General features: G+C 65.1%; 15 protein-coding genes. 5 read left to right on the plus strand and 10 right to left on the minus strand.

Going from position 1 to position 16,778, the window contains the following annotated elements:
- Positions 1-26 precede the first annotated feature (26 nt).
- The 5 genes from tldD to K5658_RS18865 all read left to right on the plus strand — a co-directional run bounded on the left by tldD (position 27) and on the right by K5658_RS18865 (position 5,362).
- Positions 27-1,469 (plus strand): metalloprotease TldD, encoded by a 1,443-nt coding sequence (gene tldD / locus K5658_RS18845; protein ID WP_221064616.1) that lies wholly within the window; start codon positions 27-29, stop codon positions 1,467-1,469.
- Positions 1,470-1,563: 94 nt separating this feature from the next.
- Positions 1,564-2,928: a metalloprotease PmbA gene (pmbA, locus tag K5658_RS18850; RefSeq protein WP_221064617.1), complete on the plus strand. Its 1,365-nt coding sequence runs from the start codon at positions 1,564-1,566 to the stop codon at positions 2,926-2,928.
- Positions 2,929-3,040: 112 nt separating this feature from the next.
- Entirely contained in the window at positions 3,041-3,325 is a 285-nt protein-coding gene (locus tag K5658_RS18855; RefSeq protein WP_221064618.1) for a hypothetical protein, read from the plus strand.
- A 10-nt stretch (positions 3,326-3,335) separates the two neighbouring features.
- Positions 3,336-4,343 (plus strand): NAD(P)/FAD-dependent oxidoreductase, encoded by a 1,008-nt coding sequence (locus tag K5658_RS18860; protein ID WP_221064619.1) that lies wholly within the window; start codon positions 3,336-3,338, stop codon positions 4,341-4,343.
- Positions 4,340-5,362 carry an ELM1/GtrOC1 family putative glycosyltransferase gene (locus K5658_RS18865; RefSeq protein ID WP_246628501.1) on the plus strand — a complete coding sequence of 341 codons (1,023 nt, stop codon included), beginning with the start codon at positions 4,340-4,342 and terminating at the stop codon, positions 5,360-5,362. Before K5658_RS18860 ends, K5658_RS18865 begins: the two co-directional genes overlap by 4 nt.
- On the opposite strand, the gene K5658_RS18870 is transcribed toward K5658_RS18865, so the two are convergent.
- From K5658_RS18870 to K5658_RS18915, 10 genes are all read right to left on the minus strand, one after another.
- Positions 5,341-6,456: a glycosyltransferase family 4 protein gene (locus tag K5658_RS18870; protein WP_221064620.1), complete on the minus strand. Its 1,116-nt coding sequence runs from the start codon at positions 6,454-6,456 to the stop codon at positions 5,341-5,343. The two genes, K5658_RS18865 and K5658_RS18870, sit on opposite strands and share 22 nt — an antisense overlap.
- Complete coding sequence (gene asnB, locus K5658_RS18875; protein ID WP_221064621.1) at positions 6,453-8,462, minus strand: asparagine synthase (glutamine-hydrolyzing); 2,010 nt, start codon at positions 8,460-8,462, stop codon at positions 6,453-6,455. Before asnB ends, K5658_RS18870 begins: the two co-directional genes overlap by 4 nt.
- Before the next feature lie 164 nt (positions 8,463-8,626).
- Positions 8,627-9,766, minus strand: coding sequence for a glycosyltransferase (locus K5658_RS18880; protein WP_221064622.1), 1,140 nt, complete (start codon positions 9,764-9,766; stop codon positions 8,627-8,629).
- Positions 9,763-10,887 (minus strand): glycosyltransferase, encoded by a 1,125-nt coding sequence (locus tag K5658_RS18885; protein WP_221064623.1) that lies wholly within the window; start codon positions 10,885-10,887, stop codon positions 9,763-9,765. The genes K5658_RS18880 and K5658_RS18885 overlap by 4 nt, the downstream gene beginning before the upstream one ends.
- A complete protein-coding gene (locus tag K5658_RS18890; protein ID WP_221064624.1) occupies positions 10,884-11,624 on the minus strand; it encodes a sulfotransferase in 741 nt (246 codons plus the stop codon). Before K5658_RS18890 ends, K5658_RS18885 begins: the two co-directional genes overlap by 4 nt.
- Before the next feature lie 10 nt (positions 11,625-11,634).
- Positions 11,635-12,750: a glycosyltransferase family 4 protein gene (locus K5658_RS18895; protein WP_221064625.1), complete on the minus strand. Its 1,116-nt coding sequence runs from the start codon at positions 12,748-12,750 to the stop codon at positions 11,635-11,637.
- Positions 12,747-13,778 carry a glycosyltransferase family 2 protein gene (locus K5658_RS18900; protein ID WP_281425910.1) on the minus strand — a complete coding sequence of 344 codons (1,032 nt, stop codon included), beginning with the start codon at positions 13,776-13,778 and terminating at the stop codon, positions 12,747-12,749. The genes K5658_RS18895 and K5658_RS18900 overlap by 4 nt, the downstream gene beginning before the upstream one ends.
- Before the next feature lie 53 nt (positions 13,779-13,831).
- Positions 13,832-14,680: a sulfotransferase family protein gene (locus K5658_RS18905; RefSeq protein WP_221064627.1), complete on the minus strand. Its 849-nt coding sequence runs from the start codon at positions 14,678-14,680 to the stop codon at positions 13,832-13,834.
- 26 nt (positions 14,681-14,706) lie between these two features.
- Positions 14,707-15,954: an ABC transporter ATP-binding protein gene (locus tag K5658_RS18910; protein ID WP_221064628.1), complete on the minus strand. Its 1,248-nt coding sequence runs from the start codon at positions 15,952-15,954 to the stop codon at positions 14,707-14,709.
- Positions 15,951-16,778: an ABC transporter permease gene (locus K5658_RS18915; RefSeq protein ID WP_246628502.1), complete on the minus strand. Its 828-nt coding sequence runs from the start codon at positions 16,776-16,778 to the stop codon at positions 15,951-15,953. Before K5658_RS18915 ends, K5658_RS18910 begins: the two co-directional genes overlap by 4 nt.

Consider the following 16,778-nt stretch of genomic DNA (forward strand, 5'->3'; position numbering starts at 1 on the left):
CTAACCACCAACCAATCGCCACTCTCATGCAAGACCCCATCGCCATCGCCCAATACACCCTCCTCGAACCCGCCGGTCTCGCCGAGGGCGACCTCGACCGGGTCATGGGCCACCTGCTCGGCGCGAACGTGGACGCCGCCGATGTCTACCTGCAAAGCACCCGCTATGAATCCTGGGCGCTGGAGGACGGCATCGTCAAGGAAGGCAGCCACAGCATCGAACAAGGAGCCGGGGTCCGCGCCGTGTCGGGCGAAAAGACCGGCTTCGCCTACAGCGACGAGATCGCCCTCCCGACCCTGGTCGAAGCCGCCAAGAACGCCCGCGCCATCGCCCGGCTGGGCAACGAAGGCCAACGCGCCATCACCACGGTGGAACGCCCGCCCGCGCTTTATCTTCCCATCGATCCGCTGCAATCCCTGCCGGAAGAGGAAAAGATCGCCCTCCTCAAGCGGCTGGACCAGGAATGCCGCCAGCTCGACCCCAGGGTCGAACAGGTGTTCGTGAGCCTCACCGGCTGCCACGACGTGGTGATGGTGATCGGTCAGGACGGCGCGATGCACGGCGATGTGCGGCCCTTGGTGCGGCTCAATGTCAGCGTGATCGTGGAGCAGGACGGCCGGCGCGAACAAGGCAGTTGCGGCGGCGGCGGCCGCACCGATTACCGCGAATTCCTGGAAGGCGACCGGGCGTCCGGCTACGCCCGCGAAGCCGTGCGCCAAGCCCTGGTCAACCTCGAAGCCGAGGAAGCCCCGGCGGGCACCATGACCGTGGTGCTGGGTTCCGGCTGGCCGGGCATCCTGCTGCACGAAGCCATCGGCCACGGCCTCGAAGGCGATTTCAACCGCAAGGGCACTTCGGCCTTCTCGGGCCGGGTGGGCGAACGGGTGGCCTCGCCGCTCTGCACCGTGGTGGACGACGGCACCCTGCCCCAGCGGCGCGGTTCCCTCACTATCGACGACGAGGGCACACCGTCCCACTGCACCACCCTGATCGAGAACGGCATCCTCAAGGGCTATATGCAGGACCGGCTCAACGCCCGGCTGATGGGGGTCGCGCCCACCGGCAATGGCCGCCGCGAGTCCTACGCCCATCTGCCCATGCCGCGCATGACCAACACCTACATGCTCCCAGGGCAGCACGACCCCGAGGAAATCCTGCGTTCGGTCAAGCACGGCCTGTACGCCAAGAATTTCGGCGGCGGGCAGGTGGATATCACTTCCGGCAAATTCGTGTTCTCGGCCAGCGAGGCGTATTTGATCGAGGATGGCAAGATCACCCGCCCGGTGAAGGGCGCGACCCTGATCGGCAACGGTCCCGATGTGCTGACCCGCGTCAGCATGGTGGGCAACGACCTGGAACTCGATTTCGGCGTCGGCACCTGCGGCAAGGATGGGCAGAGCGTGCCGGTGGGCGTAGGCCAGCCAACCTTGCGGGTGGATGGGTTGACGGTGGGCGGGACCAGGGTTTGAGCCTCCAAAGCGTATAACCCAGGAATAACCCCCCGCTTTTCGACCCAGCCAAGCAAGCACGCACGCACGAAGATCAATTTCACCAGGAGTCCCCGTGTCCAACCTACCCGCATCCACCCAAGCCCAACTCGCCCACCTCGAATCCCTGGTCGCCGACTGCCTGGAAGAAGCCGCCAAGCAAGGCGCGACCGGCACCGAGGCCGGGGTCAGCATCGAACTGGGCCTCTCCGTCACCGCCCGCATGGGCGAGGTGGAAACCGTCGAACACCACCGCAGCCGCGGCCTGGGGCTGACGGTCTACATCGGCCAGCGCAAAGGCTCGGCCAGCACCACCGACCTCAGCCGCGAGGCCATGCGCGAGACGGTCGAAGCCGCCGTCCGCATCGCCCGCTACGCCGCCGAGGACGCATACTCGGGGCTTCCCGACCAGGACATGTTGGCGACCGAATTCCCCGACCTCGATGTCTACCACCCTTGGGAACCCGACGCCGAAACCGCCATCGGCATCGCCGTCGCCTGCGAGGACGCCGCCCGCGGCTACCATCCCGATATCGCCAACTCCGAGGGCGCGAGCCTCAACACCTTCCAAGGGGTGCGGGTGATGGGCAACAGCCTCGGGTTCCTGCACGGCTACGCTTCCAGCCGCCACAGCCTGAGTTGCTCGGTCATCGGCGAGCGCGGCGAGGAAATGCAACGCGACGACTGGTGGACCGTGGCCCGCGACGCCCGCGACCTCGAAGCCCCCGAGGCCGTGGGCCGCAAGGCGGCGGAACGCGCCATCCGCAAACTCGGCTCGCGCACGCTGACCACCCGGCAATGTCCCGTGATCTACGCGGCGGATATCGCCTCCACCCTGCTCGGGCATTTCATCGGGGCCATCCGCGGCGGCAACCTGTACCGCAAATCCTCGTTCCTGCTGGACCATCTGGGCAAGCGGGTCTTCCCGGACTTCGTGTGCATCCGCGAAGAGCCGCATCTCATCAAGGCTTTGGGCAGCATCCCCTACGACGCCGAGGGCGTCCGCACCGTGCCGCACGACCTGGTGAGCGCGGGCATCCTGGAATCCTACGTCCTCAGCACCTACTCGGCCCGCAAGCTCGGCATGAAAACCACCGGCAACGCGGGCGGCGTGCATAACCTCGTCATACAGCCGGGCGAACTGGACCTCGCGGCACTCTTGGCGCGGATGGGCACGGGACTGCTCGTCACCGATCTGATGGGCCAGGGCGTGAACCTGGTGACGGGGGATTATTCGCGCGGGGCGGCGGGATTCTGGGTCGAGAACGGCGTCATCCAATACCCGGTCGAGGAAATCACCATCGCCGGGAACCTGCGCGACATGTTCCTCGGGATACAAGCGGTGGGGAGCGACGTGGATTTGCGCGGCAATACCCGGACCGGCTCGATCCTGATCGATAAAATGACGGTGGCCGGCGGCCAGGATAGCTCCGCCGAATAACGCCCGGACCCGGAGACTCGCCGTCGGCGGTTTCACCGGCCTGTTACCCGCCACCGTTATATTCGGGGCGGTATCAAAATAATCCTGTATGGTTTTTGGGGGAGCCCCTGCCGTGAACGCCGAAATCTACGATCCGATTCCCGCCACCCTGTTCCGGCAACTGATGCCCTTCTCGCCCGAATCCACCGCGGGCGGCTGGGACGGGTTGTTCCGGGCCATTCCATTCTTGCAAGCGCGATATCCGGGGACGGTGTTCCGCCGCCAGCCTTATCACCATGTCGATCTGGCGCGAAAACGGGTGGGACTACTGTTCGTGGAGGAACTATCGGAGCGGCTGTATTTCGTGTTCGATATGGAATCCGCCGAACCGCCGCCGCTTTCCGAATATCCCGCCTAAACCGCGCTCCATGGAACCTACCCGGCCTCCGGCGGATAGCGTCGCCATCCTGGGCTGCGGCGCGGCGGGGCTGTCCTGCGCCCTGTGGCTGAAACACCTGGGATTCCGGCCCGTATTGATCGATCCCGGCGCGGCACCCGGCGGGCAATTGTTGCGCCTCGACCGGGTGAATCGCTGGGTGCTGGGCTTGCCGGGGCAGACCGGGCCGGAACTGGCCGCGCGCTATGCCGGGCATGTCCGGGACGAAGGCATCGAACCCTGGCTGGGCCGCCGCGTGGTGGCGGTCGCGGCGGCGGGCGGCGGGTTCCGGCTGGACCTGGACGGCCCGGCGGGACGGGAAAACCTGTCGGTCCGCGCCCTGGTTGTCGCCACCGGCCTCAGGCCCAGGAGCCGCGAAGTGCTGGACCCCATCCCCGGCGGCGGCGCGGCACACGAAAGCGGACGGGTGTCCTATTTCCCGCTGGACCATCTGGACCCGGCCTTGGCGCAGCCCGGCCTGCGGGCGGCGGTGCTGGGCGGCGGCGACAACGCCTATTGCACCGCCCTGGACCTGGCCGGTCGCGCCGCCCAGGTCCATTTGCTGCTGCGCGGCCAGCCCAGGGCGCAAGCCCGCTTCCAGGCCGAAGTCCGGGCGTTGGCCGGGCGGGGCGGGTTAGCCGAACATCCCGGCGCCACCCTCGACGCCTTCCAAATCACCACCGACGGCATCGCCATCGATTTCCACCGGGAAGGCCGACAGCACCACATCGAAGTGGACCGCATATTCGTGCGGGCGGGGCTGGTCCCCAACACCGATTTCCCCGCCGCGCTCGGTCCCTTGGCCCGGCTGGACCTGGACGCCGAAGGCTATGTGCGGGTGGATGCGCAACGCCGCGCCTCCCAGCCCGGCGTCTACGCCATCGGCGATGTCGCCAATCCGGCCCTGCCCGCCGTGGTCGCCGCCATCGCCGACGGCGCGATGGCGGCGCGGACCCTCGCGCTGGACCTCACGGCCCCTAGCCCCCCGACCTCCCCATGAGCAAACCCATCCAGCCCCCCGCCCCGCCCGCCGCCGAACCGCTGGTCTGGGTCTTGGACAGCGCCTATACCGGCGAACTCGGTGCCCGCGTCGGCGTGGCCGAACGCCTGGGCTACGGCTATGACACCATCCCGCTCCCCGGCACCGACGCGGCGGCATACGCCCGGATGCTCAGGGCGCGCTACCAACTCGCCTGCGGGGCGGGGGGCGAACGGTCCCTGGTGCTGTTGAGCGGCACCGGCGAAGATACCCTCGGCCCCGTCGCCGACCTCCGGCACGACTTCGATGGCCGCCTGCTGAACGTCTTCCTGGCTTCGATCCTACCGGACCCGCCCGATCCGCGGCTCCACGAATACGACCTGATCGCCTCGCCACAAATCCAGGGCGACAAGGTCGTGACCACCTTGGGCGTCGCCCATAAGCTCAACCCGGCGCGGTTGGAAGCGGCGCGGCGGGCGCACGCCGACAGGTTCGCGGGACTGGAACGGCCCCTGGTGGGCTTGCTGGTGGGCGGGAACACCCGTTATTGCGCGGGCTTCGACGTGGCGCACGCCCAGGCGCTGGGCCGCAAGACGCGGCGGGTGGTGGAATCCCTGGGCGGAAGCCTGGTGGCGACCAACAGCCGCCGCACCCCGGCGGACGCCTGGGCGGCGCTGTTGGCGGAATTCGACGGCCTGGATCGCCGTTGCTTCGACTGGCGGCAGGACCCCGGACTGTATCCGGCCCTGCTGGCGGAGGGCGATGTGTTCATCGCCACCGGGGATTCGATCTCGATGTGTTCCGAGGCCAGCCATACCGGCAAACCCTTGTTGGTGGACCTGGCCGAGAGCGCCACCGAAAGTTTCCACCGCGCCATCGTCGGCAAGTTGCTCGAATATGGCGCGGCCCGGCATCTGGACGGCGGTTTCGAGCCCTGGACCTATACGCCGCCCGACCCGGCGGGGGCGGTGGCGGCGGCGATCCAGGAATTGTTGGACCGGAAGGCGCCCCGCGTGCTTCAGGCGGAGAAGGCCCGATAGACCGCCAAGGTCTCCGCCACGATCCGCTCCACCGCGAACTCCGCTTCGGCGATTTCCCGCCCGCGCCGTCCCATCCGCCGCCGCGAGCCGGGATCGGCGATGAGTGCCCGCAAGGCTTCCGCCAAGGCCGCCCCGTCCCGGGCCGGGACCAACAACCCGTTATCGCCCGCCGCCACCACTTCCCGGCAACCGGGGGTGTCGGTGGTGACGATGGCCCGCCCGGCGGCGGCGGCCTCGATCAAAGCCTTGGGCAAGCCCTCGCGGTAGGACGGCAGGCAGACGATATGGGCCTCGGCCAACACCTCCGGCATATCCCCGCGCCGCCCCCAGCACTCCACCGCGCCTTCCTCGGCCCAGGCTTCGAGTTGTTCCTGTGGCACGCTGGCGGGATTCTCGGGGTCGGGGTCGCCGACCAGGGCGAACCGCGCCGCCACGCCCGCGGCCTTCAATTGCCGCGCCGCCGCCACGAATTCGCCCACGCCCTTGGTCCATAGCATCCGGGCCGGCAACACCACCAAGGGCACGCCCTCCGCTTCCGGCCTGGGGCTGAACACGGCCAAATCCACCCCGGCCCCGCGTATCCGGTGCAAACGCCCGGATTCCACGCCCAAGGCCAACACCTGGGCCGCGTCGTCCGGGTTCTCGACGATCACCCGCCCCGCCGCCAACAACCGCCCCAAGGTCCAGCGCACCCCAGGCCGCAACAGCCGGGCCTGGGCGCTGTCGGCGGTGAACAGCCAGCCCAGCCCGGCCATGTAGTTGACGATGGCGGGGGTATTGGCGATGCGGGCGGCGAGCGTGCCGTAGACCATCGGCTTCATGGCGACATGGTGGGCCAGGTCGGGGCGCAGGCGGCGATACAGCCGGACCAGGCCGAACAGCAATTTGAATTCCGCCAGCGGATTCATACCACGCCGCGACAGGTCGAGCGGCACCAGCTTCGCCCCGGTGGCCTCGATCATCGCGCCATGCCCGCGCACACGGGTCGCGACATGCACTTCGTAGCCCGCCCGCTGCGCGGCGGCGATCTGCGGCAGCCAGTGCGAACAGACGAACCAATCTTCCGTGCAGAAGAACAACAGCCGCCGGTTCAAGGATTGGCCTCCCGCCACGCCTGGAACATCAGCACATCCCACAGGTAATAAGACCAATCGCGCCGCCCCGCGAGATGCTGCGTCCACTTCTCGTGGACCAGCGCGGCATTGAAATAACCTTCCTGTTTCAGGCGCTTGCGGTCGAGCAGCGCCCCGGCCCAGTCCTTGAGCGGGCCGCGCAACCACTGATCGATGGGCACGCCGAAGCCCATCTTGGGCCGGTCCATCAACTCCTTGGGGACGTAGCGGTACAAGACCTGCCGCAAGGGCCATTTGCCCACGCCATCGCGCAGTTTCATCGACGCCGGCAGGCTCCAGGCGAATTCCACCACCCGGTGATCGAGCAAGGGCACCCGCGTCTCCAGGCTCACGCCCATGGCGGCGCGGTCCACCTTCACCAAAATATCGTCCGGCAGGTAACTCACGGTATCGAGGAACATCATGCGATGCTCGAACTCGCGCAAGCGCGGCCATTGCGCCGGATCGTCCAGCACCGTCCCCGGCTCTGCCGCGCCGCGCACCACGCGGGCCGGTTCCTTCCATTGCGAAACCAGTTCCCGGTAAACCTCCTCCGGCTGCCGCGCCCGGAACAGCAGGGCCAGCTTGCGGAGCTTGTCGCCGGGCGTCGCGGCCCGCAGCCCCCCCGGCAGCGCGAACCCCACCCCCCGGAACAAGGCATCCCACCAATGCGGCGGCACCACGGTCGCGGCGGCGGCGACCGCGGCCCGGACAGGCGATGGCACATAGCCGATCCGCCGCCACACATTCACCGCCGAGGGATAGCGGGCATAGCCACAGAACACCTCGTCGCCACCATCGCCCGACAGGCTCACCGTGACCTGCCCACGGGCCAGTTGCGATACCAGGAAGGTGGGAATCTGCGAAGAATCGGCGAACGGCTCGTCGTACAGGGTCGGCAGATTGGGAATCACCGCCATGGCTTGTTCGGGGGTGACATAGAGTTCGGTATGGTCGGTGCCCAGGTGCGCGGCCACGGCCTTGGCGTGTCCGGCCTCGTTGTAGCCGGTTTCGTGGAAACCGATGCTGAAGGTCCGCACCGGCCGGGATGATTGCGCCTGCATCAGGGCCACCACGGTCGAGGAATCGAAACCGCCCGACAAGAACGCGCCCAAGGGCACATCGGCCAGCATCTGCCCGGCCACCGCTTGCCGCAGCAGGCCATCCAGGGTTTCGACCGCCTCGGCCCCGGTCCCGGCGAAGGGCTGCATCTGGCCGCGCAAAGCCACATCGCGGGCGCTCCAATACGACACCGGCACGCCCTCCTGGCGGCGGGCGCTCAGGGCGATGAAGGTGCCGGGCGGGAGTTTCTTGATGCCTTGGTAGATGGTGTAGGGGGCCGGGATATAGCCATACCGCAGCAGCAAGCTCAGGGCGGAACGGTCGATTTCGGCCTTGAAGGCGGGATGCGGCTTGAACGCCTTGAGTTCCGAGCCGAACAGCAACATCCCGTCCTGCCAACCGTAATACAGCGGTTTTTCGCCCAGCCGGTCGCGGGCCAGGTACAACACCCGGTCATGCCGGTCCCACAACGCGAAGGCGAACATACCCACGCATCGCTTCAGCGCCTCGCCCACGCCCCAGGCTTCCACCGCCGCCAACAGGGTTTCGGTATCGGAATGGCCGCGCCAACCCGCCTTGGCCGGGATGGCGAACGCCTCGGCGGGCGCGTCGAACAAGGGATGGTCCGGTACCATCCCCCCGCCCTCCAGTTCCCGGCGCAAGTCCAGGTGGTTGTAGATTTCCCCGTTGAACGCCACCACGTAGCGCCCTCCCCGCGACAGCATGGGCTGGTGCCCCGCCGCCGACAAATCGAGGATGGACAAACGCCGGTGGCCCAGCGCCAAACCGGAAAAGGCGTCGGTCCACACCCCGCCATCGTCGGGACCGCGATGGACCAGGGTAGCGGCCATGCGGCCCGCGATGGCGGCCAAGTCCTCGGCGGAGGTGTTTTCGGAACGGTCCAGGAAGCCGGCGAATCCGCACATGGAAGGTTGCTCTCGTTAGATGGTTGAGGAGGGGAAAGCGATGGGGCTGTCGGTGTTTGGGCGTTCAAAGCTGGCTGTGGATTGGGGGGCGGCTGGGCGTATTCCAAAGCAAGCGTTGGACTCCAACCGATGCGCCACGACCGCACACCCACCCCGGAAATGCTTTAGCGGGGCCGGGCCAGGGCTTGATAAAGGGCTTGGTATTCGCCGACCACGCCGTCCAGCGAAAAATGGTCCAGCACCCGCCGCCGCGCCGCCAAGCCCAACGCCAGCCGCTGTTCCGGCCTCAGCGCGACCAGGGCGGCCAGCGCGGCGGCCAAGGCTTCGGCGTCCCTGGGCGGCACCACCCGGCCCGTGTCGCCCACCAACCCCCCGGCATCGCCCACATCGGTCACGACACAGGGCACCCCGGACGCCATGGCCTCGCCCACCACCATGGGGAAGGCTTCGCCATGCGAGGAACTCATGCACAGGATATCCAGCCCGGCCATCCAGCGCGGAATATCGCGGCGCTCGCCCAAGAGGATCACCTTGTCTTGCAGGCCGAGCCGGTCGATCTGGCCGCGGAGTTCGGGATTGGCCGCGTCCACCTGGGTACCGGCCAAGAGAAAACGGGCCTGGGGCTGGCTGCCGATCAAGCGGGCGGCGGCGCGGAGCAAATTGCCATGGTCCTTCATCGGATGATAGCGGGCGAACAGGCCGACCAGGACCGCGTCCCGGTCCAGACCCAGTTCGGCGCGCACCGCCCTGCGGGTCGCCGGGTCGGGTTGGAACCGCTCGCCATCGAAGCCGTTCGGGATCACCCGCGCCCTCGTATTATCGAAACCGAAAGCCGCGTGCTGTCCGGCCCCCAGGCGACTGACATAGACCGTCGCCGCCGGACTCCGGGACAGCCGGACACCGAGCCGGACCACCTGCCGGGTTAAAAAACGCTCCTGGCCGAGGTCGTACAGCGAATGATGGATGCCCCACACCACCGGGATATCGCCGCCGACCAGGGCGGCACCCAGCGTCGCCGCCAGATTGCCGTGATACATCCAGCCCTGGATCACCTCCGGGCGCAGCGCCTTGAGTTGCTTGCGCAGCCGCCACAGCGCGGTGGGCGTGGGGATTCCGCGCTTCATGCCCAATACCCGCACCTGCGTCCCGGTCCGCTCGATCCGCCCGCCCAGATCGCCCCGGTCCAGCAGCGAAATCACCGCCACATCGAAGCGCGAGCGGTCCATCCGCCCGACGAGGTTATAAAGCATCATCTCGGCCCCGCCGGTGCCCAACCCGCTGATGATATGGCAAACGCGGGTCAAGACAGCGCCTCCAATTCGGCCAGGGTGCCGCCCACCATGGCCTCGACGCTGAGCCGGTCCACGATGCGTCGCCGCGCCGCCCGCGCCAGTGCCGGGCCTTGCTCCGTCCGCAACCGCAGCAGCGCCGCCAGGGCTTCGGCCAGGGCTTCCGGTGCCTCGGGAGGGACCACGATGCCGGTGTCGCCCACCACCCAGGCCGAATCGCCCACCGCCGTCGCCACGCAAGGCAGGCCGCAGGCCATCGCCTCGCCCAGCATATTCGACAAACCCTCGCCATAGGACGAGGCGGACACGGCGATATCCAGGGCGTTGTAGACCTCCGGCATATCGACGCGGGTACCGGCCCAGACCAGTTTGCCATCGAGGCCCAGTTCCGTCGCCAGGGCGTGGAGGCCGAGGCGGTAATCCGCCGCGCCATCGCCGACGCAGACGAACCGCGCTTCGGGATGGCCCGCGGCCAACCGCGCCGCCGCCCGCAGGAACACCGGATGGCCCTTCATGGGATCGAGCCGCCCGACCAAGCCGATCAAGGTCTGCGCCGGGTCCACGCCCCATCCGGCGCGTAGCGGCAGGCCCAAGGCCCGGTCGGGATGGAAGCGGGCGGTGTCGATGCCGTTCGGCACCACCTTGAGGCGATCCGCCGGGAAACCCGAGCCGATGGCGTGATTCCGGCCCGCCTGGGAATTGGCGATGCTGCACGCCACGAAGCGCGAGGCCCACGCCTCCGCCCGCACGGCCCAGCGCGACAAGCCATCGTAGTGGCTCAAGTCCAGGTTCGAGGCGCAGATCGCCCAGGCCAGCGCGGTCCCCGGCACGAAAGGTTTGAGCGCCAAGGCCAGGAGGTTCGAGGACGGCAGCCAGGAATACACCACATCGGGCCGTTCCCGCCGCAGGACGCGGACCAGCCGCCACAGGAAACCGAACACATCCCAACGCCCGCTTTTACCGACCACGATCAAGGGCACGCCCGCCGCGTGCAAGTCGTCCTCCAAGGCACCGCCGCCGTAATACACCACGACCTTGGCATCATGGCCGCGCCCGCGCAGTTCCCTGGCCAGCAAGGCAGCCCGCCGCTCGGCCCCGCCGACGGTCAAGGCCCGGATGAACAGGATGATTTTCATGGGGCCGACCCGTCGGTGTTCACGCCCCGCCATTTCTCCCGGTAATAATGGAGTAGCCGCCGCCAACGCGGCACTTCCCGCCCGCCCGGATAACTATGGCGCACGGCCAGTATCCCATCGACCACGGCGGGATCGTAGTCCACGCCCAGGAAGGCGAACATTTCCCGGAACCTGGGGGTTTTCTCCACCATGTCCCGGTAATCCACATGGAAGCAATTGGCTTTCCCGGCGCGGTAATCGGCGCATTTTTGCTCGAAGCGCAGCAAGGATCGCTTGGTTTTCCAAGGATTGGCGAATACCCACCATCCCGATTGCAATACCTCGTCCAAATCACGGGTGAGGAAAACGAAAGCCACCTCCGGGAAAACCCGGCCCAGGAAATCCAAATACCCCTCCAACCGGTCCACGACCTGGAAATAGCGGATTTCCTTGAAGCCATAGGCCCGGACCGAGGCGTCCCCGGCGCGGTCGGCCAGCAATAGCCGCCGGATCAGGTCGGTGGTGTCGCGGAGGAATAATTCATCGTCCAGCAATCCAGCCCCGTACCAGGAATTCGAGGGTTTTTCGCCTTTTTTCACTCTGGCCGCGACCAGCTTGGCATGGGCGGAATACAGGTCGAAGATGAAATTATAATTCTCGCCCCGGACCAAACAGCCGGGAATGCCATTCAAAACCCCCTGCAACAGCGTGGATCCGCTCCGCCCATAAGTCACGACGAGTACACTTTTATACTTCATTCCCATACCCTCATAACCCCGTTCGGGGCAAACCGCCACACCCTTCGAGCGCCGCCTCCCACAGCGCCATGATCCGGTCCATGCCGAACCGTTCGACCACCTCGACCGCCCGCGCCGCGCACCGCCGCCGTTCCTCCCCATCGGCCATCAGCCGCTCCATCGCCACCGCCAGGGCGGCGGCGTCCTCGGCGGGCACCAACAGCCCATCGACGCCGTCGCGGACGATTTCGCGCGGGCCGGTCGGGCAATCCGCCGCGACCACCGCCACCCCCGCCGCCATGGCCTCGCATAGCGCCATCGGGAAGCCCTCGAAACGCGAGGACAGCACGAACAAATCGGCCCGGCCCAGCACCGTCTCGGGACGGGACACCCATCCCGGCAAACCCACCCGCCCGTCGAGCCCCAAGCGTCCGCGCAAGGCTTCCAGCCCGGCCCGGGCCGGACCCTCGCCCAGGATGAGCAAGGACCAGTCAGGATAGCGCGGACCCAAGCGGGCGAACGCCTCAAGCAAGAGGTCGAAGCCCTTCGACTCCACCAAGCGCCCCAAGGCGACGATCAAACGGCCCGCGGGCAGGGGAATATCGACCCGGCCCCCGACCGCGGACGGAACCACGGGATTGGGGACCACCCGTAATTTCGGGCGCAGCGAAACCGGGAAAAACTCCATCGTGCGGGGCGTCAGCACCACCACCCGGTGGGCCAGGGGATAGACCCAGCGCCGCAGCCGGTGCCATATCGGCTTCAGCCAATAGCGCTCGGGATTGGTGTGTTCGGACACCACCACCGGCAGGCCCAGGCCCAGGGTCGCCAGCAAGCACAGGACGTTGGTGGTGTCGAGGAAGCTGATGACGGCCTCGGGCCGCTCGGCGCGGATCGCCGCCCGCAGCCCCAGGAGCCGCCGCGCGTTGTTCCAAACGGCCTGGACCGGGTTGGCGGAATCCCGCAACAAGCCCAAGGGCCGGTGCCGGACCTCTTCGTGCAAGGGGAAGAACGGCGGCCGCGCCCCGTCGTCCAGGGTCAGGAGGCGGATATCCCAACCCCGCCCGGCCCAGTGGTTCGCCATCAGCGACATCACCCGCTCCGCGCCGCCCGCGCCCAGCGCGGGGATCAGCAGGACCAGCCTCATAGCCCTTCCCCCAGGCCCGGCCCGGTGATGGGCCGGTGCGCCGCGCAGCGGGCCAACAGCTTCCAGCCCCAGGTCCACAGCGCCCTCCGGCCTATCGGCGTCGAGAGGAACAAACTCCACACCCGCAAGCCTTCGTCCGCCAAGCTGCCGCAAGCCCCGTACCAATGCGGGCCGAGCTTGCGGTAGGCGAAGGCCCTCGGAATCCCCAGCCGGTCCGCGACCCGGTCGGCCAGCGCCACCAACCCCGAACCGGCCTGGGCCAGGCGCCGCAAATCGCCCCGGAACTCGAATTTGACCAAGCTGTTGAACAGGGCCAGCGTGTCCTCGTCCAAGGCCAGCCCCAGGCGCTCGAACTGCCGCCGCCGGACCCGGTCGGCGGTCGCGCCCTGTTCGCGCCGGAAGCGGTTGCTGGTGTTGCCGGGATGGTAGCGGTAGCGCACCATCACCTCGGGCAGGTTGGCGAGGCGGGTATGGGCCGAACAGCGCACCCAGAATTCATAATCCTCGGCGTAGCGGTAATCCGGGTCGTAGCGCAGGCCATGCCGTTCCAAAACTTCCCGCCGCATGAGGATGGTGTTATGGCCAAAGGCGTTGTCCATCACCAGGGAAAACCGGATATGGGCATCCTCCACCGGCACCCGCATGATCTGGGAACAATTCCCATAGAATTTCTCGAACCACGTCCCGCAGATACCGATATCGGGATGCGCGTCCAAAAAGGCCAATTGCTTTTCCAAACGCCAGGGCAGACAAATATCGTCGCAGTCCATGCGGGCGATGAACTCGCCCTCGCATAACTCCAAACCCTTGTTCAAGGTCGCGATCAAACCCAGGTTGGCTTCATTCCTGACCAAGCGGATGCGCCGGTCCCGGTATTCCTGGCACACCGCGAAACTGGAATCCGTGGAGCCATCGTCGATAATCAAAAACTCGAAATCGGTATAAGTCTGTCCGATAACGCTTTCGATGGCCGGTCGCAGGAATTCCCCACCATTATAGACCGGCATCAAAACTGTAACCCTAGGCATATCTTCCACCCGAAACTTCAGCCAGATACCCCTTCAACCCGATTTATCCAGCCTCAATCCGGGAGATCGTAGTCATAGGAAAAGTTGATGAAATCTTTTTCATATCTCTGATAAACCAAATCCCGCAATTCTTGGGTATAAAATTCAGCGCAACCGGTCGCCGCGCCCGACCGGTTCAAATGGCGGCATCGCGGTATCCGGTCCGGCTCCACGCCGATCCACTCGAACACCGCCGCGAAATCCTCCGAATATCTCTCGAACCTGCCGATAAAGGCAATATCCAGCACCTCGTACAAGGTATTGGAGGTCTGGGGACGCCAATGGGGGTCCATCTGGTAATCGCTCTGCGGCACGATAGCCCTGATGAATTGCTCGAAGGTGATCGGCATCGCCAAATCTTTTTCGGAACGCCCCATGGCCCGCAACAGCCTGGGTTTTTGCATCTGGTGTGCTTGATAATTCAAAATCTTATCGCGATAACAAGATAATAGCCTATGATAAGGATTCCTCACGAAGGTGAAGAAACGGAACCCATGATCCACCAAATACGACAACGGGTTTGGTGCCCCGAAACAAGTTATCCTTTGCAAAGGAGAAGCTTCGGTATTATGGATCACTTCCATATCATACCTATCCATGTCGGTATCGGGACCACGCGCTTCCACGTCCGCCAAAGCCGACTTCAAGCTCGAAGTCCCGGTTTTTGGATTCCCCAAGTACACATAACGATAACGTGGTGATACATTGGTGCTGAACAACAAATCCTGCGCGGGCTTATATTGCAAAGCCGCCCTCACCAGCGGGCAACGCCATCGATAGTATTCCCATACCAGGAAATCCCGGACGGAACGGGCCAGGGTCCGCACCGGGTTTTCCGAATGTACCGGATAACTGCTTTGCATTGAAATTCCCATCCGTTACCGCGGATTCAGTCCGCTTGGAAGCCATTGAGCCTGGCGCTCATCGCGCAATAAGAACCCCAGCGATCCTTGGCCCGCGCCACGATGGGAAGCAGCAAGGGATCGTCGATATCATCGGCCAATAATTCAAAAGCGATCACCTGCTCCTTGGAGAAAATCAAATCCTCCGCGGACCGCAGCACCACCGAAATAGAATAATCACCCGGAATCAAGCGGTGATCGGGGATGTCCAACGCAATGCCGTGGGTACCGGAAGGCAAGAACGGTATCATTCCCCTGGCGGTGATAATGCGGGCACCAATACTATTGAAAATGCCGAAGGTCATCATGAATTCCTTCACCTCCCGTCCCACCGATACATCCAGGCGGAAACGCAAAGGCCGGTTGAAACCAATCGCCATATCGCTTTGGTCGAAAGTCAGGCTATCGATTTTGAACCAAGGCAAATGGGTATCGAGATCGGTGGCTTTGCCGGCTTCCTCGTTGACCCGGATATATTGCATCACCCCGGCCTCGCTATCGCCGTCGAACAGGACGCGACCACCCCCCAGCAGGATGGTACGGTCGGTGAATTGCAATATGGAACTCATATTATGGCTGACAAACATAACAGTACGGCCCTGTCGCCCGACCTCTTCGAGTTTACCCAGGCATTTTTTCTGGAACCGCGCATCCCCCACCGCCAAGACCTCGTCCACCACCAGGATTTCCGGTTCCAAATGGGCGGCCACCGCGAATCCCAGGCGCACATACATCCCCGACGAATAATGCTTGACCGGGGTATCGAGGAATTTCTCCACCTCGGCGAAGGCGACGATCTCGTCGAATTTGTGGACGATCTCGGCCTTGGTCATTCCCAGGATCGAGCCATTGAAAAAGATATTCTCCCGGCCCGTCAATTCCGGATGGAACCCCGTACCCACCTCCAATAGGCTGGCCACGCGGCCACGGATACGGATACGGCCACGGCTCGGCTCGATGATCCTGGACAATATTTTCAGCAAGGTGGATTTCCCGGCCCCATTGCGCCCAATCACACCCACTTTCTCGCCCTCGCGGATATCCAGGCTGATATCGTCGAGCGCCCAGAACTCCTCCATGGAATCCTTGCCGCCCCCCCGGCCCACGAGCTTTTTACCCAGGTATTTCACCCCGTCGGTCAAGGCATCGCGGAACGTGGAATAGGGTTTGCGCCCGGCTTGATGGCGCAGGGCGAATTTCTTGCCCAAACCTTCGATGGCGATGGCGACTGTCATAGTAGCTCCGCTATGGAACGTTCCAACCTACGGAAATAGGCGGTACCGCTAACCAGCAAAAACAGGGCGAGCGCCAGGGAAACCCCCAGGCTATAGCCCAAGTCGGGCGGCTCCATCCCCAGCACCGACCAGCGGAAACCATCGATCACCCCCACCATGGGATTCAAGGCGAAAGCCCAGCGCCAAGCTTCCGGCACCACCGTGCTATTGAAACCCACCGGGGAAATATATAAACCCAGTTGCACCGCGAACGGAATGATATAACGGAAATCCTTGTATTTGACGCTGAGGGCGGAAATCCACAACCCCGCGCCCAGGGCGACCAAGACCACCAGCAGGGCGAACGCGGGCAAGGCACAGAACCGCAGGTCGGGAACGATGCCATACCACACCATCAGCCCGGCCAAAATCACCAAGGCCACCACGAAATCGGCGAAGCTCACGATGACCGCGCTGGCCGGTACGATCAACCGGGGAAAATACACCTTGGCGATGATCGATTCCTTGTTGGTCAGGCTATTGCCCGCGTCGGCGAAAGCCGTGGCGAAAAACTGCCAGGGCAGCATGGCGGTATATACCAGGAGGGGATAAGGCATCCCCCCGGAAGGCAGTTTGGCGATACGGCTGAAAACCAGGGTGAATATCAGCATGGTCAGCACGGGCCGGATCACCGCCCAGGCGAAACCGATACTCATCCGCTTGTAGCGCAGCAAAATATCGCGCCACGCCATGAAATAAAACAATTCCCGATACCGCCACAGGTCCAGCCAATAATTGCTCATGGCCCGGCCTGGGGTAATGACGATTTCCCGAGTTGCGCTCAT

The organism is Methylomagnum ishizawai (genome assembly GCF_019670005.1).
GTDB classification, from domain to species: Bacteria; Pseudomonadota; Gammaproteobacteria; order Methylococcales; family Methylococcaceae; genus Methylomagnum; species Methylomagnum ishizawai.